General features: G+C 65.9%; 16 protein-coding genes and 1 riboswitch. Of the genes, 15 read left to right on the top strand and 1 reads right to left on the bottom strand.

The window, feature by feature from the left end; all coding sequences use genetic code 11:
- Positions 1-260: 260 nt before the first annotated feature.
- The 6 genes from hemE to FHS74_RS27210 all read left to right on the top strand — a co-directional run bounded on the left by hemE (position 261) and on the right by FHS74_RS27210 (position 6,011).
- Positions 261-1,331 carry a uroporphyrinogen decarboxylase gene (hemE, locus tag FHS74_RS27185; protein WP_184807404.1) on the top strand — a complete coding sequence of 357 codons (1,071 nt, stop codon included), beginning with the start codon at positions 261-263 and terminating at the stop codon, positions 1,329-1,331.
- A gap of 83 nt (positions 1,332-1,414) precedes the next feature.
- Complete coding sequence (gene hemH / locus FHS74_RS27190; RefSeq protein WP_184807405.1) at positions 1,415-2,515, top strand: ferrochelatase; 1,101 nt, start codon at positions 1,415-1,417, stop codon at positions 2,513-2,515.
- Between the two features lie 50 nt (positions 2,516-2,565).
- Positions 2,566-2,994, top strand: coding sequence for a protoporphyrinogen oxidase HemJ (gene hemJ, locus FHS74_RS27195; protein ID WP_184807406.1), 429 nt, complete (start codon positions 2,566-2,568; stop codon positions 2,992-2,994).
- A 385-nt stretch (positions 2,995-3,379) separates the two neighbouring features.
- Positions 3,380-4,642 (top strand): transcription termination factor Rho, encoded by a 1,263-nt coding sequence (gene rho, locus FHS74_RS27200; RefSeq protein ID WP_184807407.1) that lies wholly within the window; start codon positions 3,380-3,382, stop codon positions 4,640-4,642.
- A gap of 275 nt (positions 4,643-4,917) precedes the next feature.
- Positions 4,918-5,523, top strand: a complete 606-nt coding sequence (locus FHS74_RS27205; RefSeq protein WP_184807408.1) for a response regulator transcription factor — start codon at positions 4,918-4,920, stop codon at positions 5,521-5,523.
- Entirely contained in the window at positions 5,523-6,011 is a 489-nt protein-coding gene (locus FHS74_RS27210; RefSeq protein WP_184807409.1) for a hypothetical protein, read from the top strand. The genes FHS74_RS27205 and FHS74_RS27210 overlap by 1 nt, the downstream gene beginning before the upstream one ends.
- A gap of 85 nt (positions 6,012-6,096) precedes the next feature.
- On the opposite strand, the gene secB is transcribed toward FHS74_RS27210, so the two are convergent.
- Positions 6,097-6,537 carry a protein-export chaperone SecB gene (secB, locus tag FHS74_RS27215; protein WP_246463412.1) on the bottom strand — a complete coding sequence of 147 codons (441 nt, stop codon included), beginning with the start codon at positions 6,535-6,537 and terminating at the stop codon, positions 6,097-6,099.
- Between the two features lie 262 nt (positions 6,538-6,799).
- Positions 6,800-6,877: riboswitch (SAM riboswitch) on the top strand.
- A 62-nt stretch (positions 6,878-6,939) separates the two neighbouring features.
- Here secB and metZ point away from each other — a divergent pair.
- The 9 genes from metZ to FHS74_RS27260 all read left to right on the top strand — a co-directional run bounded on the left by metZ (position 6,940) and on the right by FHS74_RS27260 (position 18,235).
- Positions 6,940-8,154 carry an O-succinylhomoserine sulfhydrylase gene (metZ, locus tag FHS74_RS27220; RefSeq protein ID WP_184807411.1) on the top strand — a complete coding sequence of 405 codons (1,215 nt, stop codon included), beginning with the start codon at positions 6,940-6,942 and terminating at the stop codon, positions 8,152-8,154.
- 143 nt (positions 8,155-8,297) lie between these two features.
- Positions 8,298-8,921: a hypothetical protein gene (locus FHS74_RS27225; protein WP_184807412.1), complete on the top strand. Its 624-nt coding sequence runs from the start codon at positions 8,298-8,300 to the stop codon at positions 8,919-8,921.
- A 397-nt stretch (positions 8,922-9,318) separates the two neighbouring features.
- The gene (locus FHS74_RS27230) at positions 9,319-12,156 is read left to right on the top strand and encodes a [protein-PII] uridylyltransferase (protein WP_425491382.1); all 2,838 of its coding nucleotides are present in this window, start codon (positions 9,319-9,321) and stop codon (positions 12,154-12,156) included.
- A gap of 102 nt (positions 12,157-12,258) precedes the next feature.
- Complete coding sequence (gene murJ, locus FHS74_RS27235) at positions 12,259-13,815, top strand: murein biosynthesis integral membrane protein MurJ (RefSeq protein ID WP_184807414.1); 1,557 nt, start codon at positions 12,259-12,261, stop codon at positions 13,813-13,815.
- A gap of 96 nt (positions 13,816-13,911) precedes the next feature.
- Positions 13,912-14,910 (top strand): tryptophan--tRNA ligase, encoded by a 999-nt coding sequence (gene trpS / locus FHS74_RS27240; RefSeq protein WP_184807415.1) that lies wholly within the window; start codon positions 13,912-13,914, stop codon positions 14,908-14,910.
- Positions 14,911-15,065: 155 nt separating this feature from the next.
- Positions 15,066-15,992, top strand: a complete 927-nt coding sequence (locus tag FHS74_RS27245; RefSeq protein ID WP_184807416.1) for a sulfite exporter TauE/SafE family protein — start codon at positions 15,066-15,068, stop codon at positions 15,990-15,992.
- A complete protein-coding gene (locus tag FHS74_RS27250) occupies positions 15,989-16,729 on the top strand; it encodes a TIGR02186 family protein (protein ID WP_246463406.1) in 741 nt (246 codons plus the stop codon). Before FHS74_RS27245 ends, FHS74_RS27250 begins: the two co-directional genes overlap by 4 nt.
- A gap of 60 nt (positions 16,730-16,789) precedes the next feature.
- Entirely contained in the window at positions 16,790-17,329 is a 540-nt protein-coding gene (locus FHS74_RS27255; protein ID WP_343067055.1) for a universal stress protein, read from the top strand.
- Between the two features lie 351 nt (positions 17,330-17,680).
- Positions 17,681-18,235 (top strand): NifU family protein, encoded by a 555-nt coding sequence (locus FHS74_RS27260; protein ID WP_184807417.1) that lies wholly within the window; start codon positions 17,681-17,683, stop codon positions 18,233-18,235.
- Positions 18,236-18,532: the final 297 nt, after the last annotated feature.

Raw genomic sequence — 18,532 nt, forward strand, 5'->3', positions numbered from 1 at the left:
CACCCACTTATCCCCAGGATCCCCAGACCCGCCAGAATCTATACCATTCCAGGGCTCTGCGCAGAAACCCCGCAACTTCATCCACATTCCAAAGACCCGGTCCGGGATCCCGCGAACGCTGTGGATGAAATTAGGACGAACGGGAATTACCGTTATCCACAGGACCAACAACCACCCCATTCCCTTTTAAAGTTAGGTCAAGGTAGATAAAGGGACCTGTGGGTAAACGCCCACCCGGCCCCAGTCGCGCCGGCGCCTTCATGGAGACCGCCTTGTCCCAGATCCCGACGGACCGCCTGTTGCTACGCGCCTTGAAGGGCGAGACCCTGTCCCGTCCGCCCTTCTGGCTGATGCGCCAGGCTGGCCGTTACCTGCCGGAATACCGGGAGGTCCGGGCCCAGGCCGGTGGGTTCCTCGACCTTTGCCTGAACCCGGATCTGGCGACCGAGGTGACGCTGCAACCCATCCGCCGTTACGGCATGGATGCGGCCATCCTGTTTTCCGACATCCTGATCCTGCCCCACGCCCTGGGTCAGAAAGTGTGGTTCGCGGAAGGTGAGGGGCCGAGACTGGATCCCATCCGCGACCAAGCCGGACTGGACCGGCTGGACGTCACCCACCTGGAACAGCGGGCGGAACCGGTCTATGAGGCTGTCCGGCGTATCCGGGCGGCCTTGCCGGATCCGGTGACGCTCATCGGTTTCGCGGGCAGCCCATGGACGGTGGCGACCTACATGGTCGAAGGGGCGGGGTCCAAGGAGTTTCTGCACGCCAAGGGCTGGGCCTACCGGGATCCGGCGGGCTTCCAGCGCCTGATCGACCTGCTGGTCGAAACCACGGTCACGCATCTGTCGGCCCAGATCCGGGCGGGGGCGGAGGTGGTGCAGCTGTTCGACAGCTGGGCGGGGGCGCTGGCGCCGACGGAATTCGCCCGCTGGTCCATCGCTCCTACCCGGGCCATCGTGCGGGCCTTGAAGGACAGGCATCCGGGGGTCCCTGTCATCGGCTTTCCGCGTGGGGCGGGGATCGGTATCCAGGCCTATGTGGAGCAGACGGGGGTGGACGCGGTCAGCCTCGACACCTCCGTGCCGCTGGACTGGGCGGCGTCCGCCCTGCAATCCCGCGTGCCGGTGCAGGGCAACCTGGATCCCCTGGCCCTGGTGGCGGGGGGGGACGCGTTGCGGCGGGCCGCCAGCGACATCCTGACCGGGCTGGGCAAGGGGCCCTTCATCTTCAACCTGGGTCACGGCATCGTGCAGCAGACGCCGCCGGAGCACGTGGCGGAGTTGTCGCGCTTGATCCGCGACTGGTCCTCCCCAAATCAGCGATGATCCGTTCTTGATGATCCGGGAGGCGGCCGGCTTCGTATCCCGCCCCTGATCCCCTCATAAACCCATTGACCGTCCGAGCCCGCATGAGCCTGCTGCCCCTTCCTGAGATCACGTCCGATTCCGCCGAAGGGCCCAAGGTCGCCAGGGCCCGGCGCGTCGCCGTCGTCCTGTTCAATCTGGGTGGACCCGACCGCCTGGAGGCGGTGCGGCCCTTCCTCTACAACCTGTTCCGCGATCCGGCCATCATCCGCCTGCCGGCGCCCTTGCGGCAGCTGGTGGCGCACCTGATATCCAGCCGCCGGGACAAGGTGGCCCAGGGCATCTACCAGACCCTGGGCGGTGGTTCCCCCTTGCTGCCCAACACGCTGGCCCAGGCCCAGGCCCTGGAGCAGCAGCTGTGGGACGCGGGCACAGTGCGGGTCTTCGTCTCCATGCGCTATTGGCATCCCTTCAGCGACGCCGTGGCCCACGACGTGAAGGACTGGGAGCCGGATGAGGTGGTGTTGCTGCCCCTCTATCCGCAATTCTCCACCACCACCACAGCCTCCAGCCTCAAGGACTGGCACCGGGCGGCCAAGGTGGCCGGCCTGACGGCGCCCAGCCGCGCCATCTGCTGCTATCCCGATGAGCCGGGCTTCATCGCCGCTGCCGCCGGGCTGATCCGCCAAGGGCTGGAAGAGGCCTCGCGCCATGGCAAGCCCCGCCTGCTGTTCTCCGCCCACGGCCTGCCGGAGAAGGTGGTGGCGGCTGGCGACCCCTACCAGGTCCAGTGCGAACGGACGGCCCAGGCCGTGGTCAAGGCCCTCCGCATCGCGGATCTGGATTGGGTCAGCTGTTATCAGAGCCGCGTCGGCCCGATGAAGTGGATCGGCCCTTCCACGGACGAGGAGATCCACCGGGCGGGTGCCGACAAGGTGCCGGTGGTGATCGTGCCCATCGCCTTCGTTTCCGAACATTCCGAAACGCTGGTGGAGATCGAGCACGAGTACCGTCATTTGGCGGGAGAGGTGGGTGTGCCCCACTTCGTGCGGGTGCCGACCGTGGGGGTGGAGCCGTCGTTCATCCAAGGGCTGGCCGGCCTGGTGCGCCAGGCGCTGACCCGTCCGACGGGCGGCGCCGTGCTGTGTGGCACCGGGCTTCGCATCTGTCCGGCCGGCAAAGCCGGTTGCCCCCAGGCGGCGTGACGGGCATAAGGGGGGCAACCTCCTAACGGAACAGGGCAGGGCGCATCCCCATGTATCTCTGGATCAAGGCGATCCATGTCATCGCCGTCATCTCGTGGATGGCCGGCCTGCTCTATCTGCCCCGGCTGTTCGTCTATCACTGCGCCGCACCGGTGGGGTCCGCCCAATCGGAGACGTTCAAGGTCATGGAACGGCGCCTGCTGCGCGCCATCATGAACCCGGCGATGATCCTGGCCTGGGCCTGTGGCATCGCCATGATCACCCTGGATCCAGGCTTGCTGAAAGGGGCTGGGTGGTTGCACGCCAAGCTGTCGCTGGTGGTGCTGATGACGGCCGCGCACATGGCCATGGCCCGCTGGCGGCGGGACTTCGCGGAGGATCGCAACACCAAGTCCACCCGCTTTTTCCGCATCGCCAACGAGGTGCCGACCCTGCTGATGATCCTGATCGTCATCCTGGTCATCGTCCGTCCCTTTTGACGGGTTCGGCCCCATGGGGCCTGAGGGGATCTTTCCGGCCAGTCCCGGAAAATCGCGCTTTAAGTCCACCGCATCGGGCCGGCTGGCCTTTTTGTTTTGACTTGGGCTTGTGACCTGTACTAAAGCTGGCGCAGGTCAAGGCCCGTAACGTCGGGATGATCCCGAGTCGCCCCCTCCTCTGGGTGCCTGACTTGTGAGGCATCCCCGCCCCCCTCCCCGGGATGGGCGCAGCGAGGCCAATCTCACCGAACTTCCCTTTTGTCCGGCGTCGCCGTCTTTTTCCCCCGGTAATGCCATCCTCCCACCCACACCCCTATTGCATGAGGCCGGGGCCGACGGCCAAGCCCGTCGTCTTCATTCCCGCGGTCTCCCCCACAGGACGAAGATGAATCTCCAAGAGTTAAAGGCTAAGTCGCCTGCCGAGCTGCTGGCGTTCGCGGAAGAGCTGCAGATTGAGAACGCGGGCACTCTGCGCAAGCAGGACATGATGTTCGCGATCCTGAAGCAGTTGGCCGAAAACGACGTGCCGATCTTCGGCGAGGGCGTGTTGGAGGTTCTACAGGACGGCTTCGGCTTCCTGCGCTCGCCGGAAAGCAACTATCTGCCGGGTCCGGACGACATTTATGTCAGCCCCAGCCAGGTGCGGCGCTTCGGCCTGCGTACCGGCGACACGGTGGAAGGGCAGATCCGCTCGCCCAAGGATGGCGAGCGCTACTTCGCCCTGCTGAAGGTCGGCTCCATCAACTTCGACCATCCGGACAAGGTGCGTCACCGCATCAACTTCGACAACCTGACCCCGCTCTATCCCGAAGAGCGGCTGAAGCTGGAAATCGAGGATCCGGTTCGCAACAAGAAGGACATGACCACCCGGGTCATCGACCTGGTGGCCCCGCTGGGCAAGGGTCAGCGCGCCTTGATCGTGGCGCCGCCCCGCACCGGCAAGACGGTGATGTTGCAGAACATCGCCCACTCCATCGCCATCAACCATCCCGAGGTCTACCTCATCGTCCTGCTGATCGATGAGCGTCCGGAAGAAGTGACCGACATGGCCCGCTCCGTCCGGGGCGAGGTCATCAGTTCCACCTTCGACGAGCCCGCCACCCGCCACGTCCAGGTGACGGAGATGGTGCTGGAAAAGGCCAAGCGTCTGGTCGAGCACAAGCGCGACGTCGTCATCCTGCTGGACAGCATCACCCGCCTGGCCCGTGCCTACAATACGGTGGTCCCGTCATCCGGCAAGGTGCTGACCGGCGGTGTGGATGCCAACGCCCTGCAGCGGCCCAAGCGCTTCTTCGGTGCCGCCCGCAACATCGAGGAAGGCGGCAGCCTGACCATCATCGCCACCGCGCTGATCGACACGGGCTCGCGCATGGACGAGGTGATCTTCGAAGAGTTCAAGGGCACCGGTAACTCGGAAATCATCCTGGACCGCAAGCTTTCAGACAAGCGTGTCTTCCCCGCCATCGATATCCAGAAGTCGGGCACCCGCAAGGAAGAGCTGCTGGTGGAAAAGGGCACCATGGCCAAGATGTGGATCCTACGCCGCATCTTGAACCCGATGGGCGCCACCGACGCGGTGGAATTCCTGATCGACAAGCTGAAGCAGAGCAAGCAGAATTCCGAATTCTTCGAGAGCATGAACCAGTAAGAAAAACTTCAACTTCCCGTTGTAGGGCGTCATTGCTGGCCGATGACGCCCTTTTTATTTCCAGTAAAAACAATGGTCTGATTATGAACAGCGCATTAACCAACAACACACGTTTTTTTGGGTTCTGTCAGCTTGACTGGAAACAGGCCGCCATCGATTACCCCTTGTGATAATTTTCTGCTTGCTTAACCCTTGCCAACGCTGAAAAAAGGTTCAAATAGCAGGGCTTATTGGTCTATCCTTTTGGATAGAGCAACCGCCGGGGGTCGCCTCACATGCGCTTATTGATTGCTGATGACCATGGTCTGGTGCGTGACGCGTTGTCTTCACACATTGAAAGACAGGCGCCAGGCGCGGTCGTCGCGGGCGTGGCCAGCGTGGATGAAGCTGTCGTGGCGTTGCGCCAGGACAAGGCCATCGACCTGCTGATCCTGGATCTGCGTATGCCGGGCATGAACGGCCTGGATGGGCTGCAACGCGTGCGGACGGAATTCCCCGCCCTGAAGGTGGCCTTGATGTCGGGCTTGGCCCGGCCGGATGAGATCCGCGGCGCCTTCACCCGCGGCGCGGTGGGCTTCCTGCCCAAGACATTGAGCGCCACCGAGCTGCTGTCCGCCATCCAGACCATGCTGCAGGGGGAGCGGTTCATCCCCACCGATCTCAACACCGCCGACACCGCTGATGGCGCCAGCTTTACCCGGCGGGAACGCGAGGTGCTGGACTACCTGCTGCAAGGCCGGTCCAACAAGGAAATCGCCCGCTCGCTGGAGTTGGAAGAGGTGACGGTGAAGCTGCACGTGCGCGGGATCTGTCGCAAGCTGGGCGCCAAGAACCGTACCCAGGCGGTGATGCGCGCGGTGGAGATGGGCATCGCCAGCTGATGGCCGCGTCCATGGACGGACGGGGCGACGCCGATGGGCGCATTGTTCCCGCCACCTTCTTACACGACCTCAACAACCTGCTGACGGCCATCCACGGCTATTCCACGCTGCTGGCGGCGGATCTGCCCGTTGGTGGGACGGAGCAGGAATTCGCGGCCCGCATCCTCGCCGCCGCGGAAGAGGCGCGCCAACTGGTGGCCAGGGTGCCGCGCCAGCGGACGCCGTCGGCCCTGCGCGTGCTGTTGGTTGGGCGCGCGCTTGCCCGCCTGGCGGGTGGGCTGGAAACACTGGGGCTGGAAGTGACGCTGGCCGGAACGGCACGGGAGGCGCAAGGCGCTTTGAAGGCCAGCACCGGCGACTGGGATGTGGTGGCCGGCACGGCGGAGGCGCTGGGCGCCCTTGATGGCTGCGGCCTGCCTCTGGCGCGGGTGCCCGCCGGTGCCGACGCCGTCACGGTCGATGCCCTGATCCGCGCCGCGCGCGCCTGATCCGGCCTGTCCGACCAAAGAAAACCGCCCGGGCCAAGGGCACCGGGCGGTCGTCTTTCAGCGATCCTGGAAAAGGACGCCAGGCTTACGCCTGGGCCATGTCCTCCGGCTTCTCGGCCGCCAGCACCTGGCGGCGGTAGAGATCGACGAAGTCCAGCGGCTGCAGCATCAGCGGCGGGAAGCCACCATCGCGCACCGCGTCCGACACGATGGACCGGGCGAAGGGGAACAGCAGGCGCGGCGCTTCGATCAGCAGGACGGCGCGGGTCTGGTCCAGCGGCATGGGCGGCATGGAGAAGATGCCGGCGTAGGACAGCTCGACGATGAAGGCGGTACGGCCGTCATGGCTGGCTTCGGCCCGGATGTTCAGCGCCACCTCGTGCACGTTCTCGGCCACGTTGCGGGCCTGCACGTCGACCTGCAGGTCCACCTTGGGCTGCTGGGCGTTCATCAGGCTGGCGGGGGCGTTCGGGTTTTCGAACGACAGGTCCCGGACGTACTGGGCATTGACCACCAGCGGCAGCATGCCGGCGCCGTCAGTGGCGGTGGCGCCGTTGGCGGCGCCGTTCAGGTTGGTCTCGTCGGACATAGGTCTGGGACTCCCGGTAAAAGCAAATCAGCTATTCCGCAGAAGCGGACTGACGCGCGCGGGACTAGCACGGAAGCGGCCGGTCGGCAACGGGGCAATATGGTGCCGCCTTGTTGCCGGCGTCCGCCTGGCCTCGCCACCGGCCGCATTGTCGCGATGACAAGGACGCCGTTGACGCTTGCGGCCCTGGGGGCCTAAAACCGGATCCCGTGGTGATTTGCTGACCGGCTTGCAGGCCACGTTAAACAAGCTGCTAAAAGGTCGGGCCGTACATTCGGTACACCGACCACCCTGCACGACCGTGCCGGTCGCGGTTGCCTTATGATCGGAGTGACGGCCATGGGCCAGACGCCTGACAATTCCAAATCCCCCGCCGCCCTGGCCCTGCGCCCGCGTACCCAACTGGTGCATGGCGGCACGCGCCGCAGCCAGTTCGAGGAAACCTCCGAAGCGCTGTTCCTGACCTCGGGCTTCATCTACGGCAGTGCGGAGGAGGCCGAGGCCGCCTTCGTCAACGACGGCTCGCGCTTCGTCTATTCCCGTTTCCGCAACCCCACCGTGGCCATGCTGGAGGAACGGCTGGCCGGGTATGAGGGCTATGCCCGCTGTATCGCCACGGCCAGCGGCATGGCCGCCGTCAACCTGGCGGTCATGGGCCTGCTGAAGGCCGGCGACCGCATCGTGGCGCCGCACGCCCTGTTCGGCTCCTGCCTCTATATCGTCAAGGATCTGGCGCCGCGCTACGGCATCCAGTGCACGCTGGTGGATGGCACCGACCTGGCGCAATGGGAACAGGCCCTGGCCACCCCGGCCACCGTCGTCTTCCTGGAAAGCCCCAGCAACCCGACCATGCAGGTGGTGGACGTGGCCGCCGTGGCGGATCTGGCGCACAGGGCCGGCGCCCGGGTGGTGGTCGACAACGTCTTCGCCACCCCGGTGCTGCAACGGCCAAAGGAAATGGGCGCCGACGTCGTCGTCTATTCCGCGACCAAGCATATCGATGGCCAGGGCCGCTGCCTGGGCGGTGCCGTGCTGTGCGATGACGAGGTGGCGGCCCTGCTGTCGCCCGTCCTGCGCCACACCGGCCCGTCGATAAGCCCCTTCAACGCCTGGGTGTTGCTGAAGGGTCTGGAGACCCTGGAACTGCGGGTGACCGCCCAGGCCGCGTCCGCCTTGGCGCTGGCCCAGTTCCTGGAAGCCCACCCGGCGGTGGAGAAGGTGCTGTACCCCGGCCTGCCCAGCCATCCCCAGCACGACCTCGCCATGCGCCAGATGAAGGCCGGCGGCACGCTGATCACCCTGGACGTCAAGGGCGGGAAGGAAGCGGCCTTCCGCCTGCTGAACGCCTTGAGGATCATCAAGATCTCCAACAATCTGGGTGATGCCAAAAGCCTGATCACCCACAACGCCACAACCACCCATCAGCGCCTGACCGATGAGGAAAAGGCCAAGGTGGGCATCAGCGCTGGCACCTTGCGGCTGTCCGTGGGGTTGGAGGACGCGGACGATCTGCGCGACGATCTCGCCGCGGGTCTGGCGGCCGCGGCTGGTTGATCCTTCCGGCCCGTCGCAAGACGCCACCGGGGGCCATGCGACCAAAGGCCAAGGTGTGCCCACAACTTACTTTGTGGACGGGGCGAAGCGTTTCCCATAATGTTGCGCTGCACAAACGCAGCGCAACATAAGGGAGCGCCCCCGTGCCCGATCGGCATTTCCCTTACCCCAAGGCCCAGCCCCCGGCCAAGCGACCGCGCCGGGGCCGCATCGGCATGGTCATCCCCGGCACGGCACCCGGGGCCTTGGAAACCATGCATCTGAAGCGCGCCCAGGTGGAACTGGACCGGGTGGCCAGCCGGGTGCATGAAACCGCCTTCGCCTCCGCCCACACCATCAACGCCCGTCTGGGTCTGCTGGCGCAGACCGGGGGCGATCCCGTGGCCCTGGGCACCAATCCCGAGTTCGAACGGATGGGCCGCGAGAAGGTCGAGGCCTTCGCGGACTCGGCCTTGGCCCTGGTGGGCGGCCTGCGGGCCTTTCAGGACGCGTGGTGGCGCTGGCGGGATCATCAGGTGGACGCGCTGGGTGAATTCGCCCGCGCCACCTGGTCCTCCTGGCATCCGGGGGATTGGGTGACGGCGGAACGCCGCCTGGTCACTTCCAGCCTGCGCGCCGCCACTGGCGCCTTCACCCGTTTCAGCCGCGCCACCGGTCGTCTGGGTGGTCTGGGTTTGGCGCCCATCCACCGCGCCGCGTCGGCCAACGCCCGGCGGCTGTCGCTGGTGCCCCGGCTGCTGCACCAGCGGGGGGATGCCGGCGGTTGACGCGGCGATCACGACCGGCGCCTCCGGGACAGGGCGCCGGGGATGGCATTGAGGCGTTGTAAAAAAAACAAAATCAGCCTGAAGCCTGGGAAACGGAAACAAGGACGTCTGGGAGGCGGCCATGGGACATATGGGCAAGGATGGAACCGCCGGGAAATCGGGGCCTGGTGACACCGCACTGGTCGCCGAGAAGGCGGCCGGACAGCAAAAAGAGTCGGGGGGCAAACGGCTAGGCAAGGCGTCAGCCCGCGCATGGGGTGATGCGTGGGAAAAAGTTTGTGCCATACTCCCCGTCCGTCCCGGGACCCGCGCTGTTGGCGCCCCGACCCTGGACGTTGTTCGCCCGGCGGGTGCACCCACCGCGGCTTTGCCAGAGATCCGCCGCGCCATGTCCGCCATGACCAAGCTCAAGTCCGCCGTGCCCGCTTTGGATGAGGACGTCGCCCCGACCGACGCCCTGCCCACGGCCGAGGTGCTGACCACCCGTCTGGCCAACCTGGCGGACGGGGACCTGCGGCCTGACGCGCTGCGCGCCAGCATCCTGGCCCTGATGCGCGAGACCCTGGACCAGGGCCGCGCCCTTATCCGCCGGCGACTGGAAAGCGGCGGCCGGGGTGAGGTCTGTCTGTGTGAGGCCACGGCGCTGACCGACGCCATCGTCGTGTCCCTGGCCGATTTCGCCCTGCACCGGGTGTTTCCCACCGCCGGCCCCACGCGGGGCGAGCATTTCGCCGTGGTCGCCACTGGCGGCTATGGCCGTAAGGAGATGGCGCCTTTCTCCGACGTCGATCTTCTGTTCCTGCTGCCCTACAAGCGCACGCCCCGTATCGAACAGGTGGTGGAATACGTCCTCTACCTGCTGTGGGACATGGGATTGAAGGTCGGCCATGCCGTCCGCTCGGCGGACGACTGCGTGCGCCAGGCCTTGGCCGATATCACCATTCGCACCAGCCTGTTGGAAGCCCGCTTCCTCTATGGCGACGAGAAGCTGTTCGCGGAGTTCCGCAAGCGCTTCGCCAAGGAGGTGGTGGCCAACACCGCCCCGGCCTTCATCGAGGCCAAGCTGGCCGAGCGCGACAGCCGCCACCTGAAGTTCTGCGACAGCCGCTATGTGCTGGAGCCCAACGTGAAGGAGGGCAAGGGCGGCCTGCGCGATCTCCAGACCCTGTTTTGGATCGCGAAGTACGTCTACAAGGTCGACAAGGTGAAGGATCTGGTCGCCAACGGCGTGCTGTTGGCGGAGGAGGCGCAGCGCTTCGCCAAGGCGCAGAACTTCCTATGGACCTGCCGTTGCCACCTGCACTACCTGACGGGTCGGGGGGAGGACCGCCTGACCTTCGACGTCCAGGGCGAGATGGCCCGGCGGCTGGGGTACACCGACCATGTCGGCACCAGCGACGTCGAACGGTTCATGAAGCATTATTTCCTGATGGCCAAGGATGTGGGCGACCTGACCCGTATCCTCTGCGCCACCCTGGAACAGGAAAGCCAGCGGCCACCCCGCTTCGCCTTCCTGCGGCGACTGAAGCCCAGCGAGTTGGAAGGCTTCGTCCTCGACAATGGCCGCCTCAGCATCCGCGACGAACGTCATTTCCGCGACAATCCGGTGGACATGGTGCGGCTGTTCCGTGTGGCGCAGTGGCACAACCTGGACATCCATCCCCATGCCCTGCGCGCGCTGGCGCGGTCCTTGTCCTCCCTGGGTCCCAAGGTCCGTAATGACCCGGAGGCCAACCGCCTGTTCCTGGAAATCCTGGGCTCACGCAAGGATCCCGAGGTCACGCTGCGCCGCATGAATGAGGCGGGCGTTCTGGGCCGTTTCCTGCCGGATTTCGGCCGGGTCGTGGCCCAGATGCAATACGACATGTACCATATGTTCACGGTGGACGAGCATACGCTGTTCGCCATGGGCATCCTGCACGACATCGAGAAGGGCACCCTGAAGGACGAGGTGCCGCTGGCCTGCGAGGTCATCCACACCATCAGCTCCAAACGCGCCCTGTCGGTGGCCCTGCTGCTGCATGATGTGGCCAAGGGGCGGGGTGGCGACCATTCCATCCTCGGCGCCAAGGTGGCGGAAAAGCTCTGCCCGCGCCTGGGCATGACGGAGGAGGAGACGGAGACGGTGGCCTGGCTGGTGCGCCAGCACCTGACCATGTCCATCGTCGCCTTCAAGCGCGACCTGGATGACGAAAAGACGATCCGCGACTTCATCGACATCGTGAAATCGCCGGAACGGCTGAAGCTGCTGCTGGTGCTGACCGTGGCCGACATCCGCGCCGTGGGTCCCGGCCGCTGGAACAACTGGAAGGCCACCCTGCTGCGCCAGCTGTACTGGCGGTCCGAGGAAATGATGTCCGGCGGCGTCGTCGGCGCCGATGGGCGGGAACGGCGCATCGCCAACGCCCAGGCGGCTTTGCGTGGCCAACTGACGGACTGGGCCCCGGCCGACGTCGATCACCAACTGGCGCTGGGCTATCCCAACTACTGGCTGGCCTTCGACCCGCCGACCCTGGCTCAACACGCCCGGTTGATCCACGAGGCGGAGGCGCGGCAGGCGCCGCTGACCATTGAGACCCGCTATGACCCCGGCCGGTCGGTGACCGAGGTGACGATCTACACCGCCGACCATGCCGGCCTGTTCTCCCGCCTGGCGGGGGCCATGGCGCTGGCCGGTGGCGACATCGTCGACGCCCGCATCACCACCATGACCAATGGCATGGCGCTGGACGTCTTCTCCCTGCAGGGCGCCGGCCCCCACGGCAGCCGCTTCGACGCGGGTGACAAGCTGGCCCGGCTCCGGGCCTCGGTGGAAAAGGCGTTGGCCGGGGATATCAAGCTGGCGCCGGAACTGGCCAAGCGGTCCTCCGGCCTGCCGTCGCGCACCCGGGTGTTCCGCGTGCCGCCGCGCGTGCTGGTCGATAACAAGGCCAGCGCCGGCTACACGGTGATTGAGGTCAACGGCCGTGACCGGCCGGGTTTGCTGTATGACCTGACGCGGGCGCTGACGGCGCTGAACCTGCAAATCGCCTCGGCCAAGATCTCGACCTACGGCAACGCCGCGGTCGACGTCTTCTATGTGAAGGACATCTTCGGCCTGAAGGTGGCGCACGAGGCCAAGCTGACCCAGATCCGCACGGAATTGCTGGCCGTGTTGGATGAGCCGGACCCGGTGGTGGAACAGACCAAGGCCAAGCCCGTGCGGCGGCGGTCCACGGCGGCGGCGGCCGAGTGAGGGCCGGACCCGCCTGTCCGGCACGATCGGCATGGTGACAAAGGGACGCCCCGAGCATCGGGGCTGGCACCGTCCGGCGTTTTCCTATAATGCCCGGGAACCATGAGCTTCGCCCGCGCTACCGCCACCGTCGGCGGCCTCACCCTCATTTCCCGGGTCGGTGGTTTCTTCCGTGACCTGTTGACCGCCTGGGTCCTGGGTGCCGGCGTGTCCGCTGACATCTTCATCGTCGCCCAGCGGCTGCCCAACTATTTCCGCTCCATGTTCGCGGAGGGGGCCTTCACCGTCTCCTTCGTGCCCATGTACTCGGCCGATCTCAAGGCCCGGGGGCGGGGGCCGGCGGACCAGTTCGCCGATCAGGCGCTGTCCTTCATGGTCATGGTGCTGCTGCCCGTCACCGCCCTGGTGATGATGGCCATGCCCTGGGTAATGCTGGGCCTCGCCAGCGGCTATGCCGACCAGCCAGACCATTTCACCCGCCTGGTGGATCTGGGCCGCATCACCTTCCCCTATCTGATCTTCATCTCCATCACCGCCTTGCAGACCGGTGTGCTGAACGCCCTGGGCCGCTTCGCGCCCGGGGCGGCCGCCCCCATCGCCTTCAACATCTGCATGATCGCGGCCTTGGGTCTTACTGTCTGGCTGCATCTGGAGGCTAATCTGGGCCAGGCCTGGGGCCTGACCATCTCCGGCATGGTCCAGATGATCTGGCTGGCGGTTTCTTGCCACCGGGCGGGGGTCAGCCTGCGCATCACCTGGCCGCGCCTGACGCCGGACTTGCGCCGCCTGTTCCGCCAGATGGTGCCGGGCGCCATCAGCGCCAGCGTCATCCAGATCAACCTGATCATCGGCACCCACGTCGCCTCGTTGCTGCCTTCGGGGTCGATCTCCTACCTTTATTATGCCGACCGGCTGAACCAGCTGCCGCTGGGCGTCATCGGCATCGCCATCGGCACGGCCCTGCTCCCCACCCTGTCCCGCCATGTGCAGGCTGGGGAGCGCGACGCCATCGACCACCATGTCAGCCGCGGCATCGAGTTCGGCCTGCTGCTGGCCCTGCCGGCGGCCTTCGCCCTGGGCGTGGTGCCGGAGCCCATCTACAAGGCCCTGTTCCATGGCGGCCGCTTCGGCCTGGCCGAGGCGCATCAGACGGCGCTGGCGCTGGCCATGTATGCCCCGGGCATCCCGGCCTATGTGGCGTCCAAGGTGCTGACCGCCATCTATTTCGCCCACCAGGACACCCGCACCCCCATGCGCATCGCCATCGCCACCCTGGCGGTGAACATGGGTCTGGCGACCGGCCTGGCGCTGTTCACGCCGCTGGCCCATCTGGGCATCGCGCTGGCCAGCACCATCACCGCCTGGGGCAACATCACCCTGCTGTCCCTGTCCCTGGTCCGGCGGAGCTGGTTGCGCCTGGACCGCCAGCTGCTGACCCGCGCGCCGCGCATCCTGGCGGCCAGCCTGGTGATGGTGGCCTGCCTGGCGCCCCTGGCCCAGGTGCTGGATCCCTATTTCGTGGACCGGGTCTGGGTGCGGGTGCCGGCCCTGGCGGCACTGGTGATGGCGGGCCTGACGGCCTATGGGGTGGCGGTGGTGGCGCTGCGCGGCGTGGTGATCTCGGATTTCGCGGCGCGCTTGCGCCGTCGGCGCAAATAAGGGTCGCCCGGACGGTGGTCCGGGCCGGCTTGACCGGGGTAGGGGTGGGGCCCTACCTTCCCATCCCGGTTTTATCTTCCCTGCAAGGTCACCCCCATGAACCGCATCTTTTCCGGCATGCAGCCGACCCGCCTGCTTCACCTCGGCAATTACCTGGGCGCGCTGCGGAACTGGGTGGATCTGCAGGACCAGTATGAATGCATCTTCTGCGTCGTCGATCTGCACGCCCTGACCCTGCCGCAGGACGCGCCGACGCTGACGAAGAACATTCGGGCCGTGGCGGCCGCCTACATCGCCGCCGGCATCGATCCCGATCGTAACCTGATCTACAACCAGTCGGCCGTGTCGGGGCATGCGGAACTGGCCTGGATCTTCTCCTGCCACACCCCCATGGGTTGGCTGAACCGCATGACCCAGTTCAAGGAGAAGGCGGGCAAGCAGCGCGACATGGCGGCGCTGGGCCTGTACGCCTATCCCGTGCTGATGGCCGCCGACATCCTGCTGTACAAGGCCACGCACGTGCCGGTGGGCGAGGACCAGAAGCAGCATCTGGAACTGGCCCGTGACATCGCCGGCGCCTTCAACCGCTTCTACGACAAGGATGTCTTCCCCCTGCCGGAACCGCAGATCCTGGGTGAGGCCACCCGGGTGATGAGTCTGCGCGACGGCACCAAGAAGATGAGCAAGTCGGACGAATCCGATTACAGCCGCATCAACCTGACGGACGACGCCGACACCATCGCGCTCAAGATCCGCAAGGCCAAGACCGACCCGGAACCGCTGCCGGCCACCACCGAGGAACTGGCCAAGCGGCCAGAGGCCGACAATCTGATCACCATCTACGCGGCGCTGGAGAACATCGCCAAGCAGGACGCCCTGTCCCGTCATGCCGGCGCCACCTTCTCCGCCTTCAAGGCCGACCTGTGCGATCTGGCGGTGGCCAAGCTGTCGCCCATCACCGACAAGATGAACCAGCTGCTGGCCGATCCGGCGGAACTGGACCGGATCCTGCGCAAGGGTGCCGACAAGGCCAATGAGATCGCGGCCCGGACCATGGCGGAGGTCAAGGACATCGTGGGATTGCTGCGCCCGTAAGCGTCCCAGTGGCGGCGGCATGGGATTGACCCCGTGCCGCTGTTGCCCTGCTGACACAGCGGGGTGTGGCCTGGAATTTCGGCGGTGACGCCCATGGCCGGCATCCGGCCACTCAGGTAGAGTTGACCCTGTGGCCGGCACGCCTTAAGGGTCCCATGCAAATCTATCTGCCGATCGCCGAGATGTCGGTCAACGTCTTCTGGGTTCTGGGCCTGGGAACCATGGTCGGCTTCCTGTCCGGCCTGTTCGGCGTGGGCGGCGGTTTCCTCATGACGCCGTTGCTGATCTTCATCGGCGTGCCGCCGGCGGTGGCCGTGGGCACCCAGGCCAACCAGCTGGTGGGTGCCGGCGTCTCCGGCGTCATGTACCATTGGCGCAAGCGCAACGTCGACGTGAAGCTGGGCCTGGTGATGCAGGCCGGTGGCATCGTCGGCACCGTGCTGGGCGTGATGCTGTTCGGCATGCTGCAGCGTCTGGGCCATATCGACCTGGTCATCTCCCTGTCCTATGTCATCTTCCTGGGCGGCATCAGCGGCCTGATGCTGATGGAAAGCGTGCGGGCCGTGTTTCGCGGCCGGCGCAAGGGGGGCGCCAGCCGGGGCAAGCTGCACCACCACACCTGGCTGCATGGCTTGCCGTTCAAGATGCGCTTCCCCCGCTCACGCCTGTACATCAGCGTGCTGCTGCCGGTGGGCATCGGCTTCGTCGGCGGGGTGCTGGTGGCCATAATGGGCATCGGCGGCGGCTTCCTGCTGGTGCCGGCCATGATCTACATCCTGGGCATGCCCACCACGCTGGTGGCCGGCACCTCGCTGTTGCAGATCATCCTGACCACGGGCGTGGCCGCCGTGTTGCAGGCCGCCACCAACCACACGGTGGACATCCTTCTGGCGATGATGCTGCTGGTGGGCGGCGTCATCGGCGCCCAGCTCGGTTCACGCGCCAGCGGCTATCTCAAGGGCGAACAGGCCCGGGCGCTGCTGGCCCTGACCGTGCTGGGCGTGGCGGTGAAGCTGGCGGTGGATTTGGTGCTGACGCCCGATGACCTCTATTCCATCACCAGCACGGGGCCCAGGCCATGAGGCGCTGGTCGGGGGTGATGGCGGTGCTGGCACTGCTGGCGGTCTCAACGCCGGTCCGGGCACAGACGTTGGTGGCGGACCTCTCCAGCCACTTGATCGCCATCACCACCGGTTTCACCGGCACCGACGTGGTGCTGTTCGGCGCCATCGACCAGCCGGGCGACGTCGCCGTGGTGATCGAGGGGCCGGAAACGGCGCAAACCGTGCGGCGCAAGGACCGCGTGGCCGGCATCTGGATCAACAATGAAACCCTGAAATTCACACATGTCCCAGGGTTCTATGGCGTCGCCAGCAATAAGCCGCTGGACGCGCTGCTGCCGTCGGCGGTTGCCCAACGCCACGAAATCGGGCTTGATCATCTGCGCATGCTGCCCCGCGCCGACGCGGATGCGGCCACGGTGGCGGAATTTCGCGCGGCCCTCATCCGCAACAAACAGCGCGAGGGGCTGTACGGCACGGAAGTGGGGGAGGTGGTGTTCCTGGGCCAGCGCCTGTTCCGGACCTCGATCAGCTTTCCGGCGAACGTGCCGATCGGGCTCTACACCGTCAGCGTCTTCCTCATCCGCGACCAGGATGTGGTGGGGGCGCAGACGACGCCGTTGGCCGTCAGCAAGATCGGGTTCTCCGCCGATATTTTCGATTTCGCCCAGCATGACGGGTTGATTTACGGCCTGCTGGGTGTGCTGCTGGCGGTGGGGGCCGGGTGGCTGGCCGGCACCGTGTTCCGCAAGGGCTGACATTCGGGTCGGCCGCCATCCGTCCGTTCCACGTCCCGGCAGAGAGGGGGGCCGCGTCCCATGTCCATTGATGATCCGACCCCCATCCCGTCCCCAATGGCGGGCGTCGCGCCAGGCCCCGACCTGACCCCGGCCGGCCCGCAGCGCATCTTCCTCGTGGTGGTGGATGAGACGGAGGAGATGACGGTCGCCCTGCATTATGCCGCGCGCCGCGCCCGCAGCACCGGCGGGCGGGTGGCGCTGTTGCATTGCATCGAGCCGGGCGACTTCCAGCACTGGGCGGCGGTGGAGGACCTGATGCGCCAGGAGCGGCGGGAGGAGGCGGAGCAACTGTTGCAGCGCCTGGCCCGCGACGTGGTCGACATCTGCGGTTCTCCCCCGGCGATCTACCTGCGCGAGGGCGACACCCGCGACGAGTTGCTGGCCCTGATCGCCGAGGAACCGTCGATCTCCATCCTGGTGCTGGCGGCCGGCACCGACACCGCCGGCCCCGGCCCCCTCATCACCCATATCGTGGGCAAGATGTCAGGCACCCTGCGCATCCCCATCACCATCGTCCCCGGCTCGCTGAACGATCTGCAATTGGATGCGATCACCTGATCGCAGGGGCCGCCGCCAAGCCCATTTCAAAAGTCCGCCCCCGACGCTTTAAAAGCGGGTGGCGGGTCGTTTCGTTTTTGAAAACATCGGTTTTTAAAAGACGTTCACCACCCGCAATCGTGGCGGCGATATCAGGGGGTCAGGAGCACTAATTCCGCCGGATTCCGGGGTGTTTGGCCGCTTGTTCCGTGGCCGTGCCAGTTACGCCGCGGGGTCGCGCAGACCGGGTCTGTCGCTTGCCGCCTTGATATTGGCGGACAGTCGCCCCATTTTGGCTAAAATGCTGGTGCAGATACGGCACGCCGCCGTATTTCCGATCTGCATTTCGTATTGTCTTTCAAGGTTTTCCAAATGTTCATCCAAACCGAAGACACCCCCAATCCGGCCACCTTGAAGTTCATTCCGGGTCGGGAGGTGTTGGCGCGGGGAACGGCTGACTTTGCCGATAAGACGGCCGCCGACCGCTCGCCCCTGGCGCAGGCGCTGTTCGACGTCGATGGCGTGGAACGGGTCTTCCTGGGCGGCGATTTCGTCACCGTGACCAAGGGTGGCGCCCAGGATTGGTTCACGCTGAAGCCCCAGATCCTGGGCCGCATCATGGAGCATTTCGCGGCGGAGCGGCCGGTGCTGCTGGATGACGCGGAAGACGGCCATGCCGTTGGTGAAGAAGAAGATTCCGAGATCGTCGCCCAGATCAAGGAATTGCTGGACACACGCGTGCGTCCGGCGGTGGCCCAGGATGGCGGGGACATCACTTTCCACGGTTTTGACAAGGGTGTGGTGTACCTGCACATGAAGGGATCCTGCGCGGGATGCCCCAGTTCGACGGCCACATTGAAGGCCGGTATCGAAAACATGCTGCGTTACTACATTCCCGAGGTTGTCGAAGTTCGCGCAGCCCGCTAGTATGCCCCCGCCCACCCCCCGTGAAAGACGGGGAACAAGGATGTTTGGTGGGCGGCACCCGATGGGGAATGGGGACCGACAGACACAGGTCCCCCCGACGGTGTAAGTGTGAACCGTGCAGCCATGCCGGCCTGGAGAATGGCCCACATAGTGGCGGGCCCATTGGGCGTGGCTGAACGGATTATCCCGGATTTGATTTCCGGTGGCAAAAACGTCCCATGGACGCGTACCCCGATCGCCCTATGTCCCTGCCCAGGGGACGCGATCGAATGGGGCGGGCGTCCGGACGTTCCTCAG

The organism is Nitrospirillum iridis, from assembly GCF_014205765.1.
GTDB lineage: Bacteria > Pseudomonadota > Alphaproteobacteria > Azospirillales > Azospirillaceae > Nitrospirillum > Nitrospirillum iridis.

What these genes read in the sequence shown, in the direction of transcription:
- FHS74_RS27230 (WP_425491382.1), top strand. Translation starts at nt 9,319, where the DNA reads ATGACCAAGCTCAAGTCCGCCGTGCCCGCTTTGGATGAGGACGTCGCC.
- secB (WP_246463412.1), bottom strand. Translation starts at nt 6,537, where the DNA reads ATGCTGCCGCTGGTGGTCAATGCCCAGTACGTCCGGGACCTGTCGTTC.
- FHS74_RS27255 (WP_343067055.1), top strand. Translation starts at nt 16,790, where the DNA reads ATGTCCATTGATGATCCGACCCCCATCCCGTCCCCAATGGCGGGCGTC.
- FHS74_RS27245 (WP_184807416.1), top strand. Translation starts at nt 15,066, where the DNA reads ATGCAAATCTATCTGCCGATCGCCGAGATGTCGGTCAACGTCTTCTGG.
- FHS74_RS27205 (WP_184807408.1), top strand. Translation starts at nt 4,918, where the DNA reads ATGCGCTTATTGATTGCTGATGACCATGGTCTGGTGCGTGACGCGTTG.
- murJ (WP_184807414.1), top strand. Translation starts at nt 12,259, where the DNA reads ATGAGCTTCGCCCGCGCTACCGCCACCGTCGGCGGCCTCACCCTCATT.
- trpS (WP_184807415.1), top strand. Translation starts at nt 13,912, where the DNA reads ATGAACCGCATCTTTTCCGGCATGCAGCCGACCCGCCTGCTTCACCTC.
- hemJ (WP_184807406.1), top strand. Translation starts at nt 2,566, where the DNA reads ATGTATCTCTGGATCAAGGCGATCCATGTCATCGCCGTCATCTCGTGG.
- hemE (WP_184807404.1), top strand. Translation starts at nt 261, where the DNA reads ATGGAGACCGCCTTGTCCCAGATCCCGACGGACCGCCTGTTGCTACGC.
- rho (WP_184807407.1), top strand. Translation starts at nt 3,380, where the DNA reads ATGAATCTCCAAGAGTTAAAGGCTAAGTCGCCTGCCGAGCTGCTGGCG.
- FHS74_RS27250 (WP_246463406.1), top strand. Translation starts at nt 15,989, where the DNA reads ATGAGGCGCTGGTCGGGGGTGATGGCGGTGCTGGCACTGCTGGCGGTC.
- hemH (WP_184807405.1), top strand. Translation starts at nt 1,415, where the DNA reads ATGAGCCTGCTGCCCCTTCCTGAGATCACGTCCGATTCCGCCGAAGGG.
- FHS74_RS27210 (WP_184807409.1), top strand. Translation starts at nt 5,523, where the DNA reads ATGGCCGCGTCCATGGACGGACGGGGCGACGCCGATGGGCGCATTGTT.
- metZ (WP_184807411.1), top strand. Translation starts at nt 6,940, where the DNA reads ATGGGCCAGACGCCTGACAATTCCAAATCCCCCGCCGCCCTGGCCCTG.
- FHS74_RS27260 (WP_184807417.1), top strand. Translation starts at nt 17,681, where the DNA reads ATGTTCATCCAAACCGAAGACACCCCCAATCCGGCCACCTTGAAGTTC.